This window comes from Devosia sp. T2-14, assembly GCF_055397495.1.
Map to the genome: position 1 here is coordinate 2,479,625 of NZ_AP027921.1, position 20,455 is coordinate 2,500,079.

A 20,455-nucleotide genomic window follows, 5' to 3' on the forward strand; every position below is an offset into this window, starting at 1 on the left:
AACTTACATGCGCTCGACCATACTTAAGCGTACCAGCCGCTGGCTTGGGGCCTCCACCCTGGCTCTCCTGGTTGGCATCGGCGGTGTCTCCACCGCATTCGTCATGACTGGTCAGGCCGCCAATGCACAGGCTCAGGTGCAGCACGCCGCCCAGATCGTCGTTCCCCAAACAATCCAGCCACATGCGGGCTTTGCTGACCTCGTCGAGGCCGTCAAGCCGGCGGTGGTTTCGGTGCTCGTTGAGGCCCAGGCCAATCCCAGCGCCACCACACAGGGTGGCCGCGGCGGCGACTTCAGCTTCAATTTCCCCGATCTGCCGCCGGACCATCCATTCCGTAACTTCTTTGACCAGTTCGGTCAGCAGTCGCCACAGCAACAGGCTCCGCGCCGGTTCATGGCCGCCGGTTCGGGCTTCGTGATTTCGGCTGACGGCTACATCGTCACCAACAACCACGTTGTCTCCGACGCCACCAAGGTGACTGTCATTTTCGATGACGGCACGGAACAGGTCGCCAAGATCGTCGGCACCGACGAGCGCACCGATCTGGCCGTGCTCAAGATCGAAGGCACCAACCTGCCATTCGTCAACTTCGAGACTGATGCCAGCCGCGTTGGCGACTGGGTCGTGGCCGTCGGCAATCCGTTCGGCCTCGGCGGTACGGTGACCGTTGGCGTGATCTCGGGCCAGGGCCGCAATATCGGTGGTTCCAGCTACGGTGACTTCCTGCAGATCGATGCCGCCGTCAACACCGGCAACTCGGGTGGCCCGGCCTTCAACACCAAGGGTGAAGTCGTTGGCGTCAACACCGCCATCTACTCGCCGAACGGTGGCAACGTGGGTATCGCCTTCGCCATCCCCGCAGCGACCGTTAAGGGCATCGTTCAGCAGTTGATCGACCATGGCACGGTGACCCGTGGCTATCTCGGTGTCGGCATCCAGGACGTTACCCGCGGCATCGCCGATGGTGCCGGTCTGGCTGACGCCAAGGGCGCCATTGTCAGCAACATCGCTGCCGATGGCCCTGCAGGCCCGGCTGGTCTCAAGTCCGGTGACATCATCACCGCCGTCGACGGCGACAAGATCGATGACGCCCTCGACCTGAGCCGCACGATTGCCGGCAAGTCCCCGGATTCCACCGTGGAGCTGACGATCTGGCGTGATGGCGCCGAGACCAAGCTGCAGGTCAAGCTGGGCAAGCTCACTGCAGAGCAGGTGGCGCAGGCTGACCAGGGCAATGCCCCGGTTCCGCCGGCTGCTGTTCCCACTGAGTCCAGCGTTGGCCTGACCCTTGTACCCAACTCGGACGGCTCGGGTGGACTGCTGATCCAGAACGTTGCTCCGGACTCTCCGGCAGCCGACCTGGGTCTGGCCGTCGGTGACTCGATCCTTGAGGTCAACAACACCCCGGTTGCCAGCCTCGACGAGTTCGAGAAGGCTCTAGACAGCGTCAAGGCACAGGGCCGTGGTACGGCCCTCGTCAAAGCCAGCCGTGATGGTAATGATCGTTACATCGGACTGCCGCTGAGCAAGTAATGTTATCGGCCCCGGGGTACGCCCCGGGGCCGCAACCAAAAGGGGAGCATCGCGGTGAAAATACTTCTGATCGAGGATGATCGAGAGGCCGCGAGCTACCTGATCCAGGCGCTTGATGAAGCCGGGCACATTACCCACCACGCCGCCGACGGCGAGACCGGTTATGCGATGGCTTCAGGCATGGATTACGACGTCCTGATCGTCGACCGCATGCTGCCGCGCCGTGATGGTCTGTCGATCATCGAATCCTTGCGCGCCGAGGGCGACCAGACGCCCGTCCTCATTCTCTCGGCCCTTGGTGAAGTCGATGACCGGGTGACCGGTCTGCGCGCCGGCGGAGACGACTATCTCACCAAGCCATATGCCTTCACTGAATTGCTGGCCCGCATCGAAGTGCTGGCGCGTCGCTCCAGTCCATCGGAAGCCGCAACCAGCTACGAGGTGGGAAGCCTGTTTCTCGACCGGCTCTCCCGCAAGGTAGAGCGCGAGGGCGAATCGATCCTGCTGCAGCCGCGCGAATTCCGCCTGCTCGAATATCTGATGAAGAATGCCGGCAAGGTGGTGACCCGCACCATGCTGCTCGAAAACGTCTGGGACTATCACTTCGACCCCCAGACCAATGTCATCGACGTGCACATGTCCCGCCTGCGCTCCAAGATCGACAAGGGGCACGCCACCCCGCTGCTGCACACCGTGCGCGGCGCCGGTTATATGATCCGCGAGTGATCCCTTGAGCCGCTTTCTCCAGCTTTGGCGCACTTCGACGGTCAGGTTGACGGCAACCTTCATCCTGATCTTCTCGATTTTTGCCATTCTGCTTCTGGCCTTCATCACCTGGCAGTCGAGCGTCTCCATCCAGCGCCAGCAGGCCGAGGATATCGCCACCGAAGTGCGGGTGTTGCAGCGTATCGACGCCACGCAGGGCATCCGCGCCCTTGCTCTGGCGGTCGATCGCCTTTCGCGCACGCCGGGGCCGGGCGTCTATTTTCTTGGCGACGCTAGCGGGCAATATCTGCTGGGCAACGTCACCGACATTCCCCCCGAAGTGCTGATCGAACCGGGCGTCTACAGCTTCGACTATGAACGGGCCAACCCCTTCATCGACCCGCCCGATGAGAATGCGCGCCCGCGCCGCTCCAAGTCCGGCTTTGCCGTGGTGCGTTCGGTCGAGGTAAGCAATGGCATGCGTCTCGTCGTGGGACGCGACGTTGTCGAGCGGCGCGGCTTTTCGGCCATCATCGTGCAGAGCTTCCTGCTGGGTGTGCTGGGCATTATCTTCTTCTCGCTGATCGCTGGCGGGATCACCGCACGGCGTGTGCTGAAACGCATCGACACTATCCGCGACACCTCCACCAAGATTATGTCCGGCAACCTTTCCGAGCGCGTGCCGGTCACCAAGCGTAATGACGAGTTCGATGGCCTGGCCACCAACCTTAACGCCATGCTCGACCGCATCGAGCAGCTGCTGAAGGGCCTCAAGGAGGTTACGGATAACGTCGCGCACGATCTCAAGACGCCGCTGACGCGCCTGCGCAACCAGGCTGAATCCGCTTTGCGCGAGGGCGCAAGCGACCAGGTTCGCCAGCAGGCGCTCGAGACGACGATTGCCGAGAGTGATCGCCTGATCCAGACCTTCAATGCTCTGTTGATGATCGCCCGGGCCGAGGCGGGGGCGCCATCAGGGGCGCTGTCGGACGTGGACGTCAGCGCCGTCGTTGCCGATGTTGCCGAGCTCTACGGCCCGGTCGCCGAAGACGAGAACATTGTGATTACGACCGACATCGTGGAGGCGGTGCATTTGCACGCCAACCGTGAATTGATCGGGCAAGCCATGGTCAATTTGCTGGAGAACGCCGTCAAATATGCCAAGCCAGTCGCCGAAGATGGGGACGCTGGCCGCATCAATGTGGCGCTGCGCCGCCTCAATGGGCGCGTGCTGATCGAGGTTTCCGACAATGGCCCCGGCATCCCAGAGGGGGAGCGCAAGCGGGTGCTGGAGCGTTTCGTGCGCCTCGAAAAGAGCCGCTCCGAAACCGGATCGGGTCTTGGCCTCTCGTTGGTCGATGCCGTGGCGCGGTTGCATGGCGGCGAATTCCGCATCGAGGACAATGCTCCCGGCGTGCGCGCGGTGATCGATCTGCCTGAACGATAAGGGGTTCTTGCCGTCGCGAGCCTGCTTGCTCGCCCGCTTGCGCCACGATATCCCTTCGGGCATGGCCATTAATCTCTTCCCCCTGCCGACCGTTGCCACGCCCGGTTTTGATGCGTGGTGCGCACAATTATCCGCTGATCAACAGGCGGTTCTGGCGAGGGGGGCGGGGGCCATCGGTCCCTTGCTCGAGTCCGCTCCCTATTTGATGGAATTGGCCCAGGCCAATGCCGACTGGCTGGTCTCTGCCCTCAGTGACAGCGCCGACGGTGCGTTCACCGATATCCTCGATGCCGTCGAGGCCATGGGGCGGGCGGCGGCCACTGAAGAAGAACTGGCGCCAGTCTTGCGCATCGCCAAGGGGCGCACGGCCTTGCTGGCGGCCATTGCCGAAACCGGGGGCGCCTGGACCACGGCGCAGTCGACTGCGGCTCTATCCGACCTCGCCGATGCGGCGCTCGACGCGGCCCTCAACCTGCTGATGCGGCTGACAGCGGCGCGGGGACTGCTGGCCATCCCGGCCGAGCAGGCAACGGCGGCCAATTCCGGCCTCGCCATTTTTGCGCTGGGCAAGCATGGCGGGCAGGAGCTGAACTACTCCTCGGATATCGACATTGTCGCCTTCTACGATCCCTATAAGGGCGTGCTGGCCGACCCGAGCGAGGCCACCAAGGTCTATTCGCGCATCATCCAGCGCCTGGTTGCCCTGATGGAAGACCGCCAGCTCCATGGCTACGTGTTCCGCACCGACCTGCGCCTGCGCCCCGATCCCGGTTCGACCCCCGTCGCCATGTCGATCGATGCCGCGCTGGCCTATTACGAGAGCCGCGGCCAGAACTGGGAGCGCGCCGCCTGGATCAAGGCCCGCGCCTGCGCCGGTGACCGGCAGGTGGGTGAGGGGTTCCTGCGCGAGCTTGCCCCCTATGTCTGGCGCAAGCACCTCGACTTCGCCACCATCGCCGATATTCAGGCGATGAAACGCCAGATCAACGTTGCCAAGAAGGTCGGCGACATCCGCGTCGAGGGGCACAACGTCAAGCTGGGGCGGGGCGGGATCCGCGAGATCGAGTTCTTCACCCAGACCCAGCAGCTGATCGCCGGCGGGCGCGACAAGACCCTGCGCGTCAAGCCTACCGCACATGCGCTGGCGGCGCTGGCCGATGCCAACTGGATCACCCCCAAGGCCGCTACCGAGCTGACGCAGACCTATTGGTATCTGCGCGCCGTCGAAAACCGTCTGCAGATGCTGCGCGACGAGCAGACCCACATCATGCCGGCCTCCGCCGAGGACGTGGCCGTGGTGGGGCGCCTGATGGGCGAGCCGGACCTGCGTGCCTTCGAGGCTGGCTACCGTGCAGCGCTCGAACGCGTTGTCGGCTACTATTCCGAGCTGTTCACCGAAGGGGAAACGCTGGGGAGCGGCGAGGGCAATCTGGTCTTCACCGGCAGTGACGACGATCCCGGCACGCTGGAGACGCTCGCCAATATGGGTTTTGCCGATGCGCACAAGGCCATTGAGACCGTGCGCAAGTGGCACTATGGCAGCTATCCCGCGACCCGCGCCGCCGCCGCCCGTGCCCACCTCACCGAACTGCTGCCCGCCCTGTTGGCTACCCTGAGCACGGCCGGCAATGCCGACGAGGCGCTGGCAAAATTTGACGACTTCCTTTCGCGCCTGCCTGCGGGGGTGCAGCTCTTTGCGCTGCTCCGTAGCCACGCCAACCTGCGCACCCTGCTGGTGCAGTTGATGGCCTCCGCGCCCCGCATGTCCGAGGCTGTCATTCATCGCGCCCACGTCATGGACGGGCTGATCGATCCGGCCTTCGCCAATGAGGTGACCCACCGCGACGTGCTGGTCGCCAAGGTCGGCGCATTCCTCGCTGAGTCGCGTTCCTATGAGGAGATCATCGACCGCGCCCGCATCATTGGTCAGGAACAGAAGTTCCTGATCGCTGCGGGCCTGCTCTCGGGGACGGTTAGCGCAGCGGGGGCAGGGGAGCAGTTCACCGCTCTTGCCGAAACGCTGGTCAATCGCCTCCTGATCAGCGTTCGCAGCGAGTTCGAGCGCCGCCATGGCAAGATCGTCGGCGGGCGCATTGCGCTCCTTAGTTTCGGCAAGATGGCCAGCCGCGAGATGACGGTGACATCAGACCTCGATTTTATCCTGCTCTACGATGCGCCAGAGGCCGAGTCTGATGGCGAGAAGCCCCTCATCACCAACCACTACTATACCCGGCTGACGCAGCGCCTTGTGGCGGCGGTGACCTCGCCTACGGCCGAGGGCGTGCTGTATGAGGCCGATATGCGTCTGCGTCCATCCGGCAATGCCGGGCCGCTGGCCACGAGCCTTTCGGGCTTCCGCGCCTATCACCGCGACAATGCCTGGACCTGGGAACATCTCGCTCTCAGCCGTGCCCGCGTGATCGTCGCTGACCAGGCCCTGGGGGATGACGTCGATGCAGCGATTGCCGAGGTCATGGCCCAGCCACGCGACACCGCTAAGTCCATTGAGGACGTGCTGACCATGCGCAGCCTGATGGCCCGCGAGCGTCCGGCCCGCCACCCGTTCGATCTCAAGCTTGCCGAAGGCGGGCTGGTGGACCTCGAATTCGTCGCGCAGTCCGCCCAGCTGGTCGCTGGCGCAACCGTTGCCCTGCCGCAGGCGCTAACCGCTCGTGTTCTGACCCGGCTTGGTGAAACCGGGCTCGTGCCCGAAGGCGCCAGACTCGCCGAGATCCACGGCGTCTATTCCACTGTGCTGCAGGTGATGAGTTCGGCTCTGGTCAGCCCGTTCAAGGACGAAGCCTGGACCGCAGCGTTCAAGGAGCTGCTGGCAGGACTGACCCACTATCCGGACTTCGGACGCCTCGAACTGGATTTGACGGCGATGCGTTCGGAAGTGACTGCTGCGGCTGCCAAGTGGTACGAGACGGCGCGGGGGCTCTAGCCACGAGCGCGGGATTAACTGGTTCTGCGAGGCGGCAGCGGTATTCCTCGCTCCGCCAGTGCCTGCTTGACGCTGTCCGGTATCTCCCGGCACCCGCAGGCCTCGGCGTGCATGAGGTGCCAGTCAATGCGCTGTTGCAGGCTGGCATTTCGAGGCATGGGATTGGCCTTATGCCATTCCCCGTTCATGGTTCAGGCAGCCTGAGCCGAAGGCGCGGCCTGCATGTTCGCCAGCGGCAGCGAGATGGCCACGGTTGTGCCCAGCGACGGGCTTGAATCGATGGCGAGGTTGCCCCCGCTCAGTTCAGCGATTGCGCGCGAGATGGAGATGCCCAGGCCCGGACCCACGCCATCGCGGGTGAAGGTGGCGTCGCCAAGGGCGAAGGGCTGCGACAGGCTGGCGAGGCGCTCTTCGCTCATGCCGAGGCCGGTATCGGTGATCTCGATGACCATGTCATCGCGAGCGGCATAGGCCGACAAGTGCACCCGCCCGCCGGAGGGCGTGAAACGCAGCGAGTTCTCAACGATATTGGATACCATGCGAGACAGGCCCAGACGGTCGCCTTCCACCACGGCGCCGCTCGGCTCGCCGAGCACGAATGTCACGCCGGCGCGGGAGGCCTGTGCCTTGAAGCGCTGCACGACATTTTCCAGCAGGTCGTCAACGTCGACATCATCGCGGCGCAGGGCCTTCTGCCCGCTTTCCAGTTCAGCCAGGTCGAGGATGGTGGCGAACGACGCAAGCAGATGCTCGCCAGACGTCTTGATGGTCTGCACGTAATCGGCATAGCGCGCGTCGCCCAGGGGCCCATAGGTCTGGTGCCGCATCAGTTCTGCAAAGCCGATGATGTGGTTGAGCGGCGTGCGGATATCGTGGCTGAGATGGGCGAGGAAGTTGGTCTTGGAGCGGCTGGCGGCCTCGGCCTTGAGCTTTTCCTCGTGGTAGCGGCGAGCCAGCAGGCGCTGTTCCTGGCGGATGGCATGCAGCAGCGTGTCGGTTTTCTTGGCTTCGGTGACGTCGCTGACCAGCGTCATGAAGGCGCCTTGACCCAAGGGGCGTTCGTCGATCAGCAGGCAGGAGCCGTCTTCGCGGTGCAGTTCCAGCACACGGCTGCCGTCGTCCTCGTTGAGCAGCTTGATGTAGCCGCCCATGGTGAGGCGTTTGACGGCCTCCTGATAGGTCATCTTCGCCGAGGTCCGGTCGAGCCGGTCGCGATACTGTTCGTTGCAGATGATCATCTCACCCGCCTTGGTCCAGCAGGCGACACCCATCGGAATGGCAGAGGCCAGCGTCTGATAGTTGTGGCGCTGAACGAGGTCCGGCATGTCGGTGCGGCGGCGGCGCATGGCGAATAGGGCCACGATACCGGCAAGCCCGAAGGCCCCGGCGCCGCGCTGAAGGATGCCGGTCCAGGCGCCGCCTTGCTCGGCCTCGAGTGCCAGCGTGCCATGCGGCTCGGCCAGCACGGTTTGTTCGGCGAGAGACGGCAGGTGCGGTACAGTGCTCGCGGTGATGAAGCTTGCCTTGGCGATGCCGCCGAAACGGCTCCTCGATGCGTCCAGTGTGGCCGCGGCGGCTTCGGGGGCAACCGAGGCCAGTTCATGCGCCAGAACACTGCCGATAATGGAAAGTTCGCGTCGCGCTTCCTCGAAGGTGCGCGCAGTGTCGTAGGCGACGAAGAGGGAGGCCGAAACCATGGCGGTGACCGCCACGGCCAACGCCACCGGCGTCAATGCGATCGCGAACGGCCGGGCGACGTTGCCCTGGTTGGATTGGCGGCGGATTTCCGCCTTGCCCATGCCAGCACCGAATCCGGTTACGCTGGCGCCGGATGCCTCCGCCGACCGCATGGAATTCTCCCGTCTTGTGAGGGTGTTAGCCCCGCCCGATTTGCCCGTTAACGAACAATGAATCAGGCCGACTCCGGTGTCCAGACCCCCTTCCGGCGCCCGGGCGGCCGGATCGCAAAAACGTGAGTCACGAGAATCACTTAGCCGCGAAGAAAAAATTCTTCCACAGGGTGCCTGCAGGTAGTTGGGTGGCCGCCCCCGCTTTGGCGGGAGCGACCGGTGTTCGCGGTGCTAGCCGGCGAGCATCCGGGTGAGAATGTCGGCGGTGTTCCGGCTCAGCGTTCCATGGGCCTGAAGCCCGGTCAGCGCAGCCTTTGCGGCCTCCCGGCGGCCGCTTTCCAGCATCGGCCAGATGCGGAATCCGGTGAGCACGCGCGCGGCCACCTGGGGGTTGATCTTGTCCACATCGGCGACGAAATCGGCGACGAAGCGGAAGCCTGCACCATCGGCCCGTGCAAACTGAGTCGGGTTGCTCATGGCGAAGGTTCCGACCAGCGACCGCAGCCGGTTCGGATTGGTCTTGGGGAAGCCGGGATCGGCCAGCACGGCCTGCATGATGCCGATCACGTCGTCGCGCGGCGCGGCAGCCGTCACCGCCAGCCACTTGTCGAGCACCAGCGGATCGCCGCCGAAGCGGGTGCGGAAGTCAGCCAGCATGGCCGGTGCCTCCGGCGTGCCTGCCGTCGCCGAAGAGGCCAGGGCAGCCAGGCGGTCCGTCATGTTGCCGGCTTCGGCATATTGCTGGGCCGCCAGTGCCGAGGCGCCTTCGGCTTCGCTGGCCACCAGCAGACCGAGCATGCGATTGCGCAGGGCGCGGCGCCCCGTGCTCGACGGATCGGGCGCGTAAGGGGCGGTGCTGGTGAGCGCGTCATAGGTTTTGCGCATCTGGCCGGCCAACGGCCCGAAAACGGCACGCAGCAGCCGGTCACGCACCTCGTGGATCAGCGAGGGATCGACATCCCGGCCGATTTCACGGCCGATCAGGGATTCATCGGGCAGGGCGAGTGCCAGCGCCTTGAACGCGTCGTCCAGCGCCTCGCTGCCCAGGGTGTCTCCCATGGCCTGGCTCAGCGCCGTGACGGCCGCGTCGCTCCACGGCTCGCCGCGTACCGCGCTGACAGCCAGCGCCATGCCGACATCCTGCAATGCCTGCCAACGGTTGAACGGGTCGCTGTCATGACGCGCCAAGAACAGCTGGTCGTCTTGCGTCAGTCCGGTCTGCATGATGACCGGCGCAGAGAATTCGCGCAGCAGCGAGGGCACCGGGCGGTTTGCCACCCCAGTAAACGTCACTTCGGCGCTTTCGCCGTCCAGCACAATCAGATCATCGCGCACTTCGGCACCGCTGACCGCGTTCCAGCCCATCGGGCTGCCATTGGGACCGATCAGGCCGAACTTGATGGGCAGTACGAGCGGCGACTTGGTGGGCTGGCCCGGTGTCGGCAGCGTCTCCTGCTTGAGCTTGAGCGTATAGGTCTGCGCCGCCGCATCGTAATGCTCGTCGACGCTTAGGCGCGGCGTGCCGGCCTGCAGATACCAGGTCTTGAACTGGTCGAGGTTGACGCCATTGGCATCGGCAAAGGCCGCGAGGAACGCCTCGATGGTCGTCGCCTGACCGTCATGGCGCTCGAAATAGAGGTCCATGCCCTTGCGGAAACCGGCTTCGCCCAACAGCGTCGCCAGCATGCGGACGATTTCGGCGCCCTTTTCGTAGACCGTGGTCGTGTAGAAGTTGTTGATCTCGCGATACTGGTCCGGACGCGGCGGGTGGGCCAGCGGGCCGCCATCTTCGGGGAACTGCGCCCGGCGCAGTGTGCCCACATCCGAGATGCGCTTTACCGCGCGGCTGCGCTCGTCCGAGGTGAATTCCTGGTCGCGATAGACGGTCAGGCCTTCCTTGAGGCAGAGCTGGAACCAGTCGCGGCAGGTGATGCGGTTGCCGGTCCAGTTGTGGAAATATTCGTGCGCGATCACGCGCTCGATGCCGTCGTAATCGCCATCGGTCGCGGTTTCCGGCTGGGCGAATACCAGCCGATCGTTGAAGATGTTGAGCCCCTTGTTCTCCATCGCGCCGAAGTTGAAATCGCTCACGGCGACGATGTTGAAGATGTCGAGGTCATACTCGCGCCCGAAGCGGCGTTCGTCCCACGCCATCGAGCGCTTGAGGCTGTCCATGGCCCACAGGCACTGCTCTTCCTTGCCATGAGTGCAATAGATCGCCAGATCCACCTTGCGGCCCGATGCAGTGGTGAAACTGTCGGTGATCGAGCCGAGATCGCCCGCCACCAGCGCAAACAGATATGCGGGCTTGGGGAAGGGGTCCTCCCACACGGCATAGTGCAAGCCGTCACCGGCATCGCCCTTGGCGATCAGGTTGCCATTGGCCAGCAGCACCGGCGCGAGGTCGCGCGGAGCGGTCATAGTCACCTTGAACACCGCCAGATTGTCGGGGCGATCAAGATAATAGGTGATGCGGCGGAAGCCTTCCGGCTCGCACTGGGTGCACCAGGTGCCGCTGGAGCGATAGAGCCCCATGAGCTTGGTATTGCCCTCGGGCTGCAGCTTTACCTCGGTTTCAAGGACAAAGCGGCGCAGCGGGGGCTCATAGACGGTCAGGCTGTTCTCGTCGGTGGCATAGGCCAACAGGGCCAGCGGTGCGCCATCGATGGCAATTGATGACAAAGTCAACTCGTCGCCATCCAGCACCAAAGGGGTGCCGGGCGCGGTATTTTCCGCCGGTTCCACGGTCAGGAGTGCGCGGACCCGCGTGCCTTCAGCAAGAATCCTGAAGTCGAGATCTATCGAGGTCACGCGATATGGGCTCGGCGCGTAGTCCTTGAGGTAGATAGTGTGCTCGTTTTCGGTGCGCATTTAGTGTTTCCGTCAAATCAATTGTCTGAAATCGACTGTGGCTGCTCCGCAACAGCAGACTCGCCACATTCGTGTATCCTGATCGGCCAGCAACCGCTTCGGCACACTCTTCTACGCCAAATAAGTTGGCAATGGGGAGGGGGCTTCCTCCGGTTGCACACGCAGCTCCTCTGCGCCACTTTCGGGCGTATTGAGCGCGGTATCCGAATATTCCGGTCGGTAACTATCTGCCCCAAGCGTCCTGCTGACAGCTTTTGTCGCCGGACGACCGTCTAGAGGGCGACGCCGCGTCCGGTTGTTAGAATGGTGAATGTTATGCTGCGTTGGTTCGAGCGACGTCTAGATCCCTATCCGGCCGGAGATCCGGTCGAGCCCCCAAAGGGGCTGCTGGCCTTCTGCCTGCACTATAGTCACGGCGCCAAGAAGTGGCTGGCGCTGATGGCCGTTGCTGCTGCGGCGGTGGCGATCGGAGAAATCGTCATCTTTGGCTTCATCGGCGATGTGGTGAACTGGCTTGCCGGCGCCGACCCAGAGACGTTTCTCGCCACCGATGGCTGGAAGCTAGCCATGATGGGCGCGATGATCGTCATCGTGCTGCCCGGCTTCGCGCTGATTTCGACGCTCACCATGCATCAGACGCTGCTGGGTAACTTCCCCCAGCGCATCCGCTGGATGAGCCATCGCTATCTCATTCGCCAGTCGATGAGCTACTTCCAGGACGAGTTTGCCGGCCGAATTGGCGCCAAGCTCATGCAGACATCGCTCGCCGTGCGCGAAGTGGTGATGAAGCTGCTCGACATGCTGGTTTATGTCGTCGTCTACTTCACCGGCGCGGTGGTGCTGGCGGCTTCGGCCGATTGGCGCCTGGCCATTCCGTTCCTGGTCTGGCTGGCGGCCTATGTCGCCATGATGTTCTATTTCATCCCGCGCATGGGCAAGATTTCCCAGGCTCAGGCCGACGCGCGCTCGCTGATGACCGGCCGCATCGTCGATAGCTACACCAACATCGCCACGGTGAAGCTGTTCAGCCATTCCAACCGAGAAGAGACTTACGCCAAGGAGGCGATGGACGAGTTTCTGGACACGGTTTACCGGCAGATGCGCCTGTTCACCGTGCTCAACATGCTCGTGCTCTGGTCCAACGCTCTGCTGCTGTTCTCGGTTGGCGCCACGGGCATCTGGCTGTGGATGCAGGGTGTGATGACGCCGGGCTCGCTCGCCGTCTCGCTGGGCCTCGTCATGCGCTTCCAGGGCATGAGCCAGTGGGTCATGTGGGAAATGTCTGCCCTGTTCGAGAATATCGGAACGGTCAAGGACGGCATTTCGTCGATTTCGTTGCCGCGCGTCGTGGCCGACAAGCCCGAAGCCAAGGCGCTTCCTGCCGTGAATGGCGACATCAAGTTCGACAAGGTGAGCTTCCACTACGGCAAGAAGTCCGGCGTGATCGACGATCTCAACCTGCACATCCGTCCGGGCGAGAAAATCGGCCTCGTGGGGCGTTCGGGTGCGGGCAAGTCGACCATCGTCAACCTCCTGCTGCGCTTCTACGACCGCGCGGAAGGGCACATCCTGATCGACGGGCACGACATCGCCAAGGTGACGCAGGATAGCTTGCGCGCCAATATTGGCGTGGTGACGCAGGATACCTCGCTCCTGCACCGATCGGTGCGCGACAACATCCTCTATGGCCGTCCCGATGCCACCGAGGAGATGATGCGTGCTGCGGCCGAGCAGGCCGAGGCGACTGACTTCATCGATACGCTGAGCGATCCGCAAGGCCGCAAGGGCTACGACGCCCATGTCGGCGAGCGTGGCGTCAAGCTATCGGGCGGCCAGCGCCAGCGCATCGCCATCGCTCGCGTGCTGCTCAAGAACGCTCCGATCCTCGTGCTCGACGAGGCCACATCTGCTCTCGACTCCGAGGTCGAGGCGGCCATTCAGGGGCAGCTGCAGATGCTGATGCAGGGCAAGACGGTGATCGCGATCGCGCATCGTCTCTCCACCATCGCCATGATGGACCGCCTGGTCGTGCTCGATAAGGGCCGTGTCGTCGAAACCGGCACGCATGCCCAGCTCGTCGATACGGGCGGAATCTATAGCCAGCTCTGGAGCCGCCAGTCTGGCGGGTTCCTCGACGCCGACCAGCCTGAGGAAGCTGCGCAGTGATGGTCATTGGCCACCATATCGCCGCCCCACAATCGCTGCCCGCGGACTTGATCCGCGGGCCTCTCGCCCTCAGCAGGCGCTGATAGTGACCCCCGGATCAAGTCCGGGGGAAACATCGGTGAAAGCTGAAACAACGTCCAACCGCCTACCAACCAAGGAGTACACCGATGGGTGACAACACCGAAACGGCCATCACCGCGACCGCGCATCTTCAAGCCTCAACGGCTCCCCGCGTAGCACAACGCAAACCCATGGACCGATTCCGAACCTGACCCGAGCACATCCCTCCGTCAGGCGCGGCTCAAAGAAAAATGAGCTCCAAATGTTCAACCGCGTCATTGCCTATTTCGACAATCTCTATTCGCCCGTCGCGCTCGCCAAGGATCGGCAGCCACCCATGGGCCTCCGTCCCTTCGTCAGCTACTTCGTCGGTCAGTTCCGCGCGGCCTTCATAGCCCGCATCGTGCTGGTCTCCATCGGCTCAGTCGCCGATGCGCTGATGCCTGTATTTGTCGGCCTAGTGGTCGGCATGCTGGCCACCACCAATCCCGGCGAAATCTTCGACCAGAACGGCCAGACCTTCCTCTGGATGATCTTTGTCGTAGTGCTGGTTCGCCCGCTGACCTTCCTGCTCGATACCCTGATCCGCAACCACGGCATCGTGCCCAACCTGGTCGATCTGGTGCGATGGCAAAGCCATTGGCACGTCATCCGCCAGAGCTGGACCTTCTTCCAGAACGACTTTGCCGGGCGCATCGCCAACAAGATCATGCAAGCCGGCGAAGCGATCGAAATCGGGGTGAACCTTACGATCGACGCTGCGTGGTACGCGCTGGTCTTCGTCGTTGTCGCCATCATCGTGCTGGCGCAGCTTGATCTGGTCCTGCTGGTGCCGATCGGGGTGTGGCTGCTGCTCTATGCCATCCTCTTCACCATCACCATGCCGCTTATCGCCCGCTATTCCGAGGAACTCTCGGAGAGCAAATCGGTGATGACGGGCCGGATCGTCGACAGCTACACCAACATCCAGACCCTCAAGACCTTCTCGACCGGCGGTCATGAGGATCAGTATGTGTCGGACTCAGTGATGGATCACGCCATCAGCTTCCGCAAGCTGATGCGGGTGTTCACCTACATGTGGTCCATCCTGTTCCTGCTCAATGCGGGGCTGGTGGTGTCGGTTACCTGGTTGGCGCTGGCCGGCTGGAACAATGGCGTGCTGTCGGCTGCTGCGGTGGCCACGGCAATCCCGTTCGCGTTGCAGATCATGAACATGAGCGGTTGGATCCTCGAAATCGGTTCCAACATCTTCCGGCAGGTCGGCAACGTCCGGGACTCGATGGATACCATCGCCCAGCCCCTGACCATGCTCGATGCGCCCGATGCCAGGCCTCTGGAAGTGACCAAGGGCGAACTGACCTACGACAATGTCAGCTTCAACTATTGGCGCGGCAAGGATGGTTCGGTCATCGATCGCTTCAACCTCACGGTGGAGCCGGGCGAAAAGATCGGCCTGGTCGGCCGGTCCGGCTCGGGCAAGTCGACGCTGGTCAATTTGGCCCTGCGCATGTTTGACGTTCAGGACGGTGGTATTCGCATCGATGGGCAGGATGTCCGCAATGTCACGCAGGAAAGCGTGCGCGCGGCCATTGGGCTTGTCAGCCAGGATACCTCGCTCCTGCACCGTTCGGTTCGTGAAAACCTCAAATATGGCCGTCAGTCGGCGACCGATGAGGAAATGATCCGCGCCGCCGAACAGGCCAAGGTGCACGACGTCATCCAGGGTCTCGTCGATCCCAAGGGCTATCGCGGCTATGACGCCCATGTGGGCGAACGTGGCGTGAAGCTCTCGGGCGGCCAGCGGCAGCGCGTGGCGATCGCCCGCGTGCTGCTCAAGAACGCCCCGATCCTGGTGCTCGACGAAGCCACCTCCGCTCTCGATTCCGAGGTGGAAGCGGCTATCCAGGAGCAGCTGACGAGCCTGATGCAGGGCAAGACGGTGATCGCCATTGCCCACCGTCTATCCACCATCGCGGCCATGGATCGTCTTGTGGTGCTGGAACAGGGGCAGATTGTCGAGCAGGGCAGTCACGCCCAGCTCCTGGCTACAGGCGGGCACTATGCCCAGCTGTGGGAACGCCAGTCGGGCGGCTTCCTCGATCTGGAAGCGGCCGCAGAGTAAATCCTTGGTGTCGCCCGCTCTCTAGTGGGCGGCACCAACACGCTGGATGCGGCTGAGTTGCGGCTGCTCATTTTCGCTGGCGAGATAGGCACCGAGCATATCCTCGGTCATCGGCCGACCGAACAGATATCCCTGCATCACCGTGCCGCCCAGCCCCAGAAGGGCGTCCAGCTGCTGTTCGGTTTCGATGCCCTCGAACACACAGGTGATCCCCAGGTTGCGGCACAGGTCGACGGTCGTCTTGATGATTGCCCGGCTGGTGGGGTCATTGGTCACTTCGGCAACGAAACTGCGATCCACCTTGATCCGGTCTAGCGGCAGCTTCTGCACATGGGTGAGGCTGGAATGGCCGGTGCCGAAGTCGTCGAGCGCAATGCGCGATCCCAGAGCCAGCAGCGCCAACAGCCCCGCATTGGCCTGATCCATATCGCGCATGACGGCGGTTTCGGTGATTTCGAAATCGACACGGCAAGGCTTCCCGGCTTTGCTGACGAGGGCAACGATAGCCTCGATCGCGGTGGCCGAGCCCAGGTCATGGGCCGAGAGATTGACAGACAGCCGCAGTGACTTTGGCAGGCGTTCGGATACCGCCAGCGCCTTGCGCAGCACCGTTTGCGTGATCTTGGAGATCACGCCCGACCGCTCGGCCATGGGAATGAATTCAGCCGGAGAAATCTCGCCCAGCAGCGGGCTGCGCCACCGCGCCAGCACTTCGTAGCCGGTGGTGCAGTTGTGCGCGATATCGAACTGCGGCTGGAACAGGATGTAGATTTCTGCGTCGAGGTCTGCGGTATGCAGCGCATGTTCCATGCGGCGGACGCGGCTGATGTCGAGCGCGTGCCGCTCGGAAAACACCACGACGCTGCCCCGTGCCTCGCGCTTAGCCACCGAGGTGGCATAGTCTGCGCGGTCGAACAGGGTTTCCGCCGTATCGCCGGGCCGCGACGAGGCAAAGCCGGCAGAGGCCGATAGATGAATATTGGTACCCGTGAGGTCAAAGGACAGCCGCATGGCGCGCGTCAGTTCCTCGCCGCAGGAGCGCAGATTGGCTTCGTCTGTGGGCCCGCCCAGGATAAGGGCAAAATTGTCGGCGCCGAGCCGCGCCAATAGGCTTGAGGGGCGGCGAATTCCGTTGATCCGCCGGGCGACTTCGTTCAGCACACGGTCGCCGGTGATCTGGCCGAAAATGTCATTGATCGATTTGAAGCTGTCCAGATCGAGCCGCGCCACGGCGATCTGATAGCCACCGGCGTGGGCCTTGGCCAGCATGGCTTGCAACTGCCGGTCGAACGAGCGCCGGTTGGGCAGGCCCGTTAGGGCGTCGACATTGGCAAGCTGGTAGTTTTCATCCGACAGGCGCTGAGTCTCGGCCTGTCTGCTGGCCATTTCGGTACGCGAGGCAACGAACGCGCCAAAGTCGCGATAGTTGGCAACCAGGATCCAAAGCAGTGTGGCGACCGTCATGGTCAGGGTAACGGCGACGGCCATTAGCACTAGATTGCCGCTGTTCATGAAGAAGATGGCAAAGGGCGTCAGCATGCTGAGGGCCATGGTCGCGGCCGCGGCCCGCAGTTGCATCAGGCAGAATACCCCGCAGATGCTGGTGAGGGCGATATAGAAGGCAATATGCGCCTGGTGGAACGGGTCACCAAAGGCATAGAGGCTCAGCGCCCACGCCGTGAAGGCGAGGCCAAGCACCCCCGAGGCGATCACTGCACTGACAAGCAGCCTTCGTGCCTGGGCGTAGGTCGGCGTCTCTCGGGCGCGCAGCCAGGTTGCCATGCGCACGATGCACAATAGGGTCAGCAGTCCCGGGATATACAGACGCAGCAGAGGCGGCGCCCCCGTCACGGTGGCAGACAGCAGCAGGGTGTTGACCACCACGTTTCCATAGAGCAGCGGAATCTGCCGGCTAAAGGCACGCGCCTGCGCCTGGACCAATTCTGGGTCATTCGGGACAGCAAAAAACTGCAGTAGCTTCTGCGTTGCAGACATAAAATACGAGCCCCCTCGTATGGGGACCCTATTCGGGCAAGTCCTAACACATACGTAAATTTGTCTGGGCAATTGCCGTACCCGGCTTAAAGCGCAAATCGCAACGATGCAAAAAGGCCCGGCAATCGTGTCTGGCCCCATTGGAAGCCGCCGCGAGACCGGCTAAACGTTGATGCAATCGATTGCATCGAGCCGGCACGCACTCAGGATGAACGCTGCCCGGGATCGCCGCAGCACGCCGTGAGGAGACTAAAGTGACCGTGCCAACGACCTATTCCGCCCTCGATTTGGGCGGCGAATTTACGCTGTCTTCACCAACGCACGATCTCATTGCCCCGATTGCCCTGCCGGGCGACGTCCACACGGCCCTGCTAGCCGGCGGCCACATTCCCGATCCCTATTACGGCGAAAACGAAAAAACCGTCATGTGGGTCAACGAGACGGCCTGGTCCGTCGAGCGCACCTTCACGGCCACAGCCGCCGACATCGAAGGCTATTTGACGTTGACCCTCGCTGAGGTCGATTGCATCGCCACCATCCTGCTCAATGGTGAGGTCGTCGCGAAAACGCTGAACAGTTTCGTCCGCAACGACATCGACGTCACGGGCAAGGTGCGGGCAGGGGACAACACCCTGCGGATCGAGTTCGATATCGCGCCCGATGTGGCCAAGGCCCGCGCCGACGCGCACCCGTTCCCGATCCCCTTCACCTACAATTATCAAACCAATGGCTTGAAGGGCATCCACATGAACTTCATCCGCAAGGCAGCATGCCATGCGGGATGGGACTGGGGCATCTGCCTGATGCCGATTGGCATTTACGGCACCATGAGCCTGCGCCGGTCGCGACTGGCGCGGCAGGAAAGCGTTCAGGTCGATCAGGCCCACGGCCAGAAGTCGGTCGAACTGTCGATAAAGACTCGCCTTTTTGCCTTTGCCCAAGGTTCAGTGGAACTTGAGCACGCCATCGCGGGCCAAGTGATTGCAGACAAGGTGATGGTGCAGCCAGGCGAGAACATCGTCACCCACAGCGTCACCATTCATGATCCCGAGCTTTGGTGGCCGGCCGGGCAGGGCGAACAGCCGCTCTACGAGCTGGTGACCAACCTCGAGGGCGAAAAGACCGCTCGCCAGATCGGCCTGCGCAAGCTGGAATGGATCGTCGAGAAGGACGAGATCGACCATTCCTTCAAGTGCCGCATCAATGGCCGCGACATCACCATGATGGGCGCCAACTGGATCCCCGCCGACGCCATCCCCTCGCGCATCACCCCGGCCGTCATCCGCGACCTGCTCGACAGCGCCAAGGCCGCCAACATGAACATGCTGCGCATCTGGGGCGGCGGCCAGTATGAGCCCGACTACTTCTATGAGCTGTGCGACGAGCTGGGCATCCTTATCTGGCACGATTTCATGTTCTCGTGCATGAGCTACCCCTCTGATCGCGACTTCCTCGACAATGTGCGCACTGAAGTCACCCAGCAGGTGCGCCGCCTCAGCCACCATGCCTGCATTGCCCTCTGGTGCGGAGACAACGAGGTCATCGGTTCGCTTAACTGGTATCCCGAAACGCGCGCCGACAAGGAGCGCTATATCGCCAATTACGACCGGCTCAATTCCATGCTGCACCGGATCGTCGAGGACGAGGATGCCGCCCGCCGCTTCTGGCCGTCTTCGCCATCGCTAGGCTACATGGATTTTTCCGACGGCTGGCACTCCGATACGCGTGGCGACCTGCATTATTGGGACGTCTGGCACTCCGCCAAATCCTTCGACGCCTACCGCACTGTCAATCCGCGCTTCGCCTCCGAATTCGGTTTCCAGTCCTTCACGTCGATGAACGTCATCGAGACCTTTACGGAGAAAAAGGATCGCAATCCCTCATCCCCGGTGATGGAAAACCATCAGCGCAACAATGGCGGCAATGCGCGCATTCTCGAAACCATGACGCGCTATTTCCGCTTTCCGCGCGACTTCGACCAGATGGTGTTCCTCAGCCAGATCCAGCAGGGCCTCGCCATCAAGACGGCCATTGAATATTGGCGCTCCACTAAGCCGCGTTGCATGGGCACGCTGTTCTGGCAGATCAACGACATCTGGCCGGTGGCGAGCTGGTCCAGCCTTGATTACGGCGGGCAGTGGAAGCTGCTGCAATACATGGCCAAGAGGTTCTATCTGCCCGTCAACGTCGTCGCGGTTCCCAGCGCCGACAATGCCGGGATCATCCTGCGCGGCATCAATGACACCGGAAAGCCCGCGACGATTGCGCTCGAAGTCCGCGCCATCAAAGTTGGCGGCGGTGATCGCGTCGTGTTCTCGGGTAATACCGCCATCGGTCCTGACGCCGCCATCGACGTCACCAGGCTTGAGGCCGGCGAGCTGGCCGCCGATGAGTTCCTGTTCTTTTCCTGGCGCGATGCGAAGGGCAAGCTGCTGGGCGAAAACGACTATTTTCCCAAGCCCTACAAGGCCTACGAACTCGTTTCGCCCAAGGTGAGGGCCGCATGGTCCGATGTTGATGGCCAACTGGTCCTCAGCCTCACCAGCGACAAGCCAGCCCTGTTCGTCACGGCCAGTGTCGATGTGCCCGGCTATTTCTCCGACAACGCGGTGACACTGCTTCCCGGCCGCCACACCGAGCTGACCTTCACCCCGCGGCACGGCGCCACGCCGTCCGCCGCCGAACTGGTGACCTCACTCCGCGTCCGCGATCTCAGCGAGACGTTCTGACGGGCAGGGTCCTGACAGGGACCTCTCTCACC

Annotated in this window: 10 protein-coding genes; 7 read left to right on the top strand and 3 right to left on the bottom strand. The window is 62.9% G+C overall.

The features are described from left to right. The first annotated feature begins 7 nt into the window (after positions 1-7). From ACZ5WT_RS12240 to ACZ5WT_RS12255, 4 genes are all read left to right on the top strand, one after another. Positions 8-1,534, top strand: coding sequence for a Do family serine endopeptidase (locus ACZ5WT_RS12240; RefSeq protein ID WP_464284074.1), 1,527 nt, complete (start codon positions 8-10; stop codon positions 1,532-1,534). A 54-nt stretch (positions 1,535-1,588) separates the two neighbouring features. Continuing rightward, entirely contained in the window at positions 1,589-2,260 is a 672-nt protein-coding gene (locus ACZ5WT_RS12245; protein ID WP_464284075.1) for a response regulator transcription factor, read from the top strand. 4 nt (positions 2,261-2,264) lie between these two features. Further along, on the top strand, positions 2,265-3,686 hold the full coding sequence (locus tag ACZ5WT_RS12250; protein ID WP_464284076.1) for a sensor histidine kinase: 1,422 nt from the start codon (positions 2,265-2,267) through the stop codon (positions 3,684-3,686). Between the two features lie 181 nt (positions 3,687-3,867). Then, a complete protein-coding gene (locus ACZ5WT_RS12255; protein ID WP_464284077.1) occupies positions 3,868-6,630 on the top strand; it encodes a bifunctional [glutamine synthetase] adenylyltransferase/[glutamine synthetase]-adenylyl-L-tyrosine phosphorylase in 2,763 nt (920 codons plus the stop codon). A 191-nt stretch (positions 6,631-6,821) separates the two neighbouring features. On the opposite strand, the gene ACZ5WT_RS12260 is transcribed toward ACZ5WT_RS12255, so the two are convergent. Both ACZ5WT_RS12260 and pepN read right to left on the bottom strand, forming a co-directional pair. Then, the gene (locus ACZ5WT_RS12260; protein ID WP_464284078.1) at positions 6,822-8,480 is read right to left on the bottom strand and encodes a sensor histidine kinase; all 1,659 of its coding nucleotides are present in this window, start codon (positions 8,478-8,480) and stop codon (positions 6,822-6,824) included. 231 nt (positions 8,481-8,711) lie between these two features. Next, positions 8,712-11,351: an aminopeptidase N gene (pepN, locus tag ACZ5WT_RS12265; RefSeq protein WP_464284079.1), complete on the bottom strand. Its 2,640-nt coding sequence runs from the start codon at positions 11,349-11,351 to the stop codon at positions 8,712-8,714. 315 nt (positions 11,352-11,666) lie between these two features. On the opposite strand from pepN, the gene ACZ5WT_RS12270 reads away from it, so the two are divergent. Both ACZ5WT_RS12270 and ACZ5WT_RS12275 read left to right on the top strand, forming a co-directional pair. Then, entirely contained in the window at positions 11,667-13,517 is a 1,851-nt protein-coding gene (locus tag ACZ5WT_RS12270; protein WP_464284080.1) for an ABC transporter ATP-binding protein, read from the top strand. Between the two features lie 322 nt (positions 13,518-13,839). Beyond that, positions 13,840-15,699, top strand: coding sequence for an ABC transporter ATP-binding protein (locus tag ACZ5WT_RS12275; RefSeq protein ID WP_464284081.1), 1,860 nt, complete (start codon positions 13,840-13,842; stop codon positions 15,697-15,699). A 21-nt stretch (positions 15,700-15,720) separates the two neighbouring features. On the opposite strand, the gene ACZ5WT_RS12280 is transcribed toward ACZ5WT_RS12275, so the two are convergent. Then, positions 15,721-17,640, bottom strand: coding sequence for a putative bifunctional diguanylate cyclase/phosphodiesterase (locus tag ACZ5WT_RS12280; RefSeq protein ID WP_464284082.1), 1,920 nt, complete (start codon positions 17,638-17,640; stop codon positions 15,721-15,723). Between the two features lie 308 nt (positions 17,641-17,948). Between ACZ5WT_RS12280 and ACZ5WT_RS12285 the strand changes: the two genes are divergently transcribed. Then, complete coding sequence (locus tag ACZ5WT_RS12285) at positions 17,949-20,423, top strand: beta-mannosidase (RefSeq protein WP_464284083.1); 2,475 nt, start codon at positions 17,949-17,951, stop codon at positions 20,421-20,423. The last annotated feature ends 32 nt before the right edge of the window (positions 20,424-20,455 follow it).

Excerpts from the sequence above, each read along its gene's own strand:
- ACZ5WT_RS12270 (WP_464284080.1), top strand. The coding sequence starts at position 11,667 with ATGCTGCGTTGGTTCGAGCGACGTCTAGATCCCTATCCGGCCGGAGAT.
- ACZ5WT_RS12240 (WP_464284074.1), top strand. The coding sequence starts at position 8 with ATGCGCTCGACCATACTTAAGCGTACCAGCCGCTGGCTTGGGGCCTCC.
- ACZ5WT_RS12260 (WP_464284078.1), bottom strand. The coding sequence starts at position 8,480 with ATGCGGTCGGCGGAGGCATCCGGCGCCAGCGTAACCGGATTCGGTGCT.
- pepN (WP_464284079.1), bottom strand. The coding sequence starts at position 11,351 with ATGCGCACCGAAAACGAGCACACTATCTACCTCAAGGACTACGCGCCG.
- ACZ5WT_RS12275 (WP_464284081.1), top strand. The coding sequence starts at position 13,840 with ATGTTCAACCGCGTCATTGCCTATTTCGACAATCTCTATTCGCCCGTC.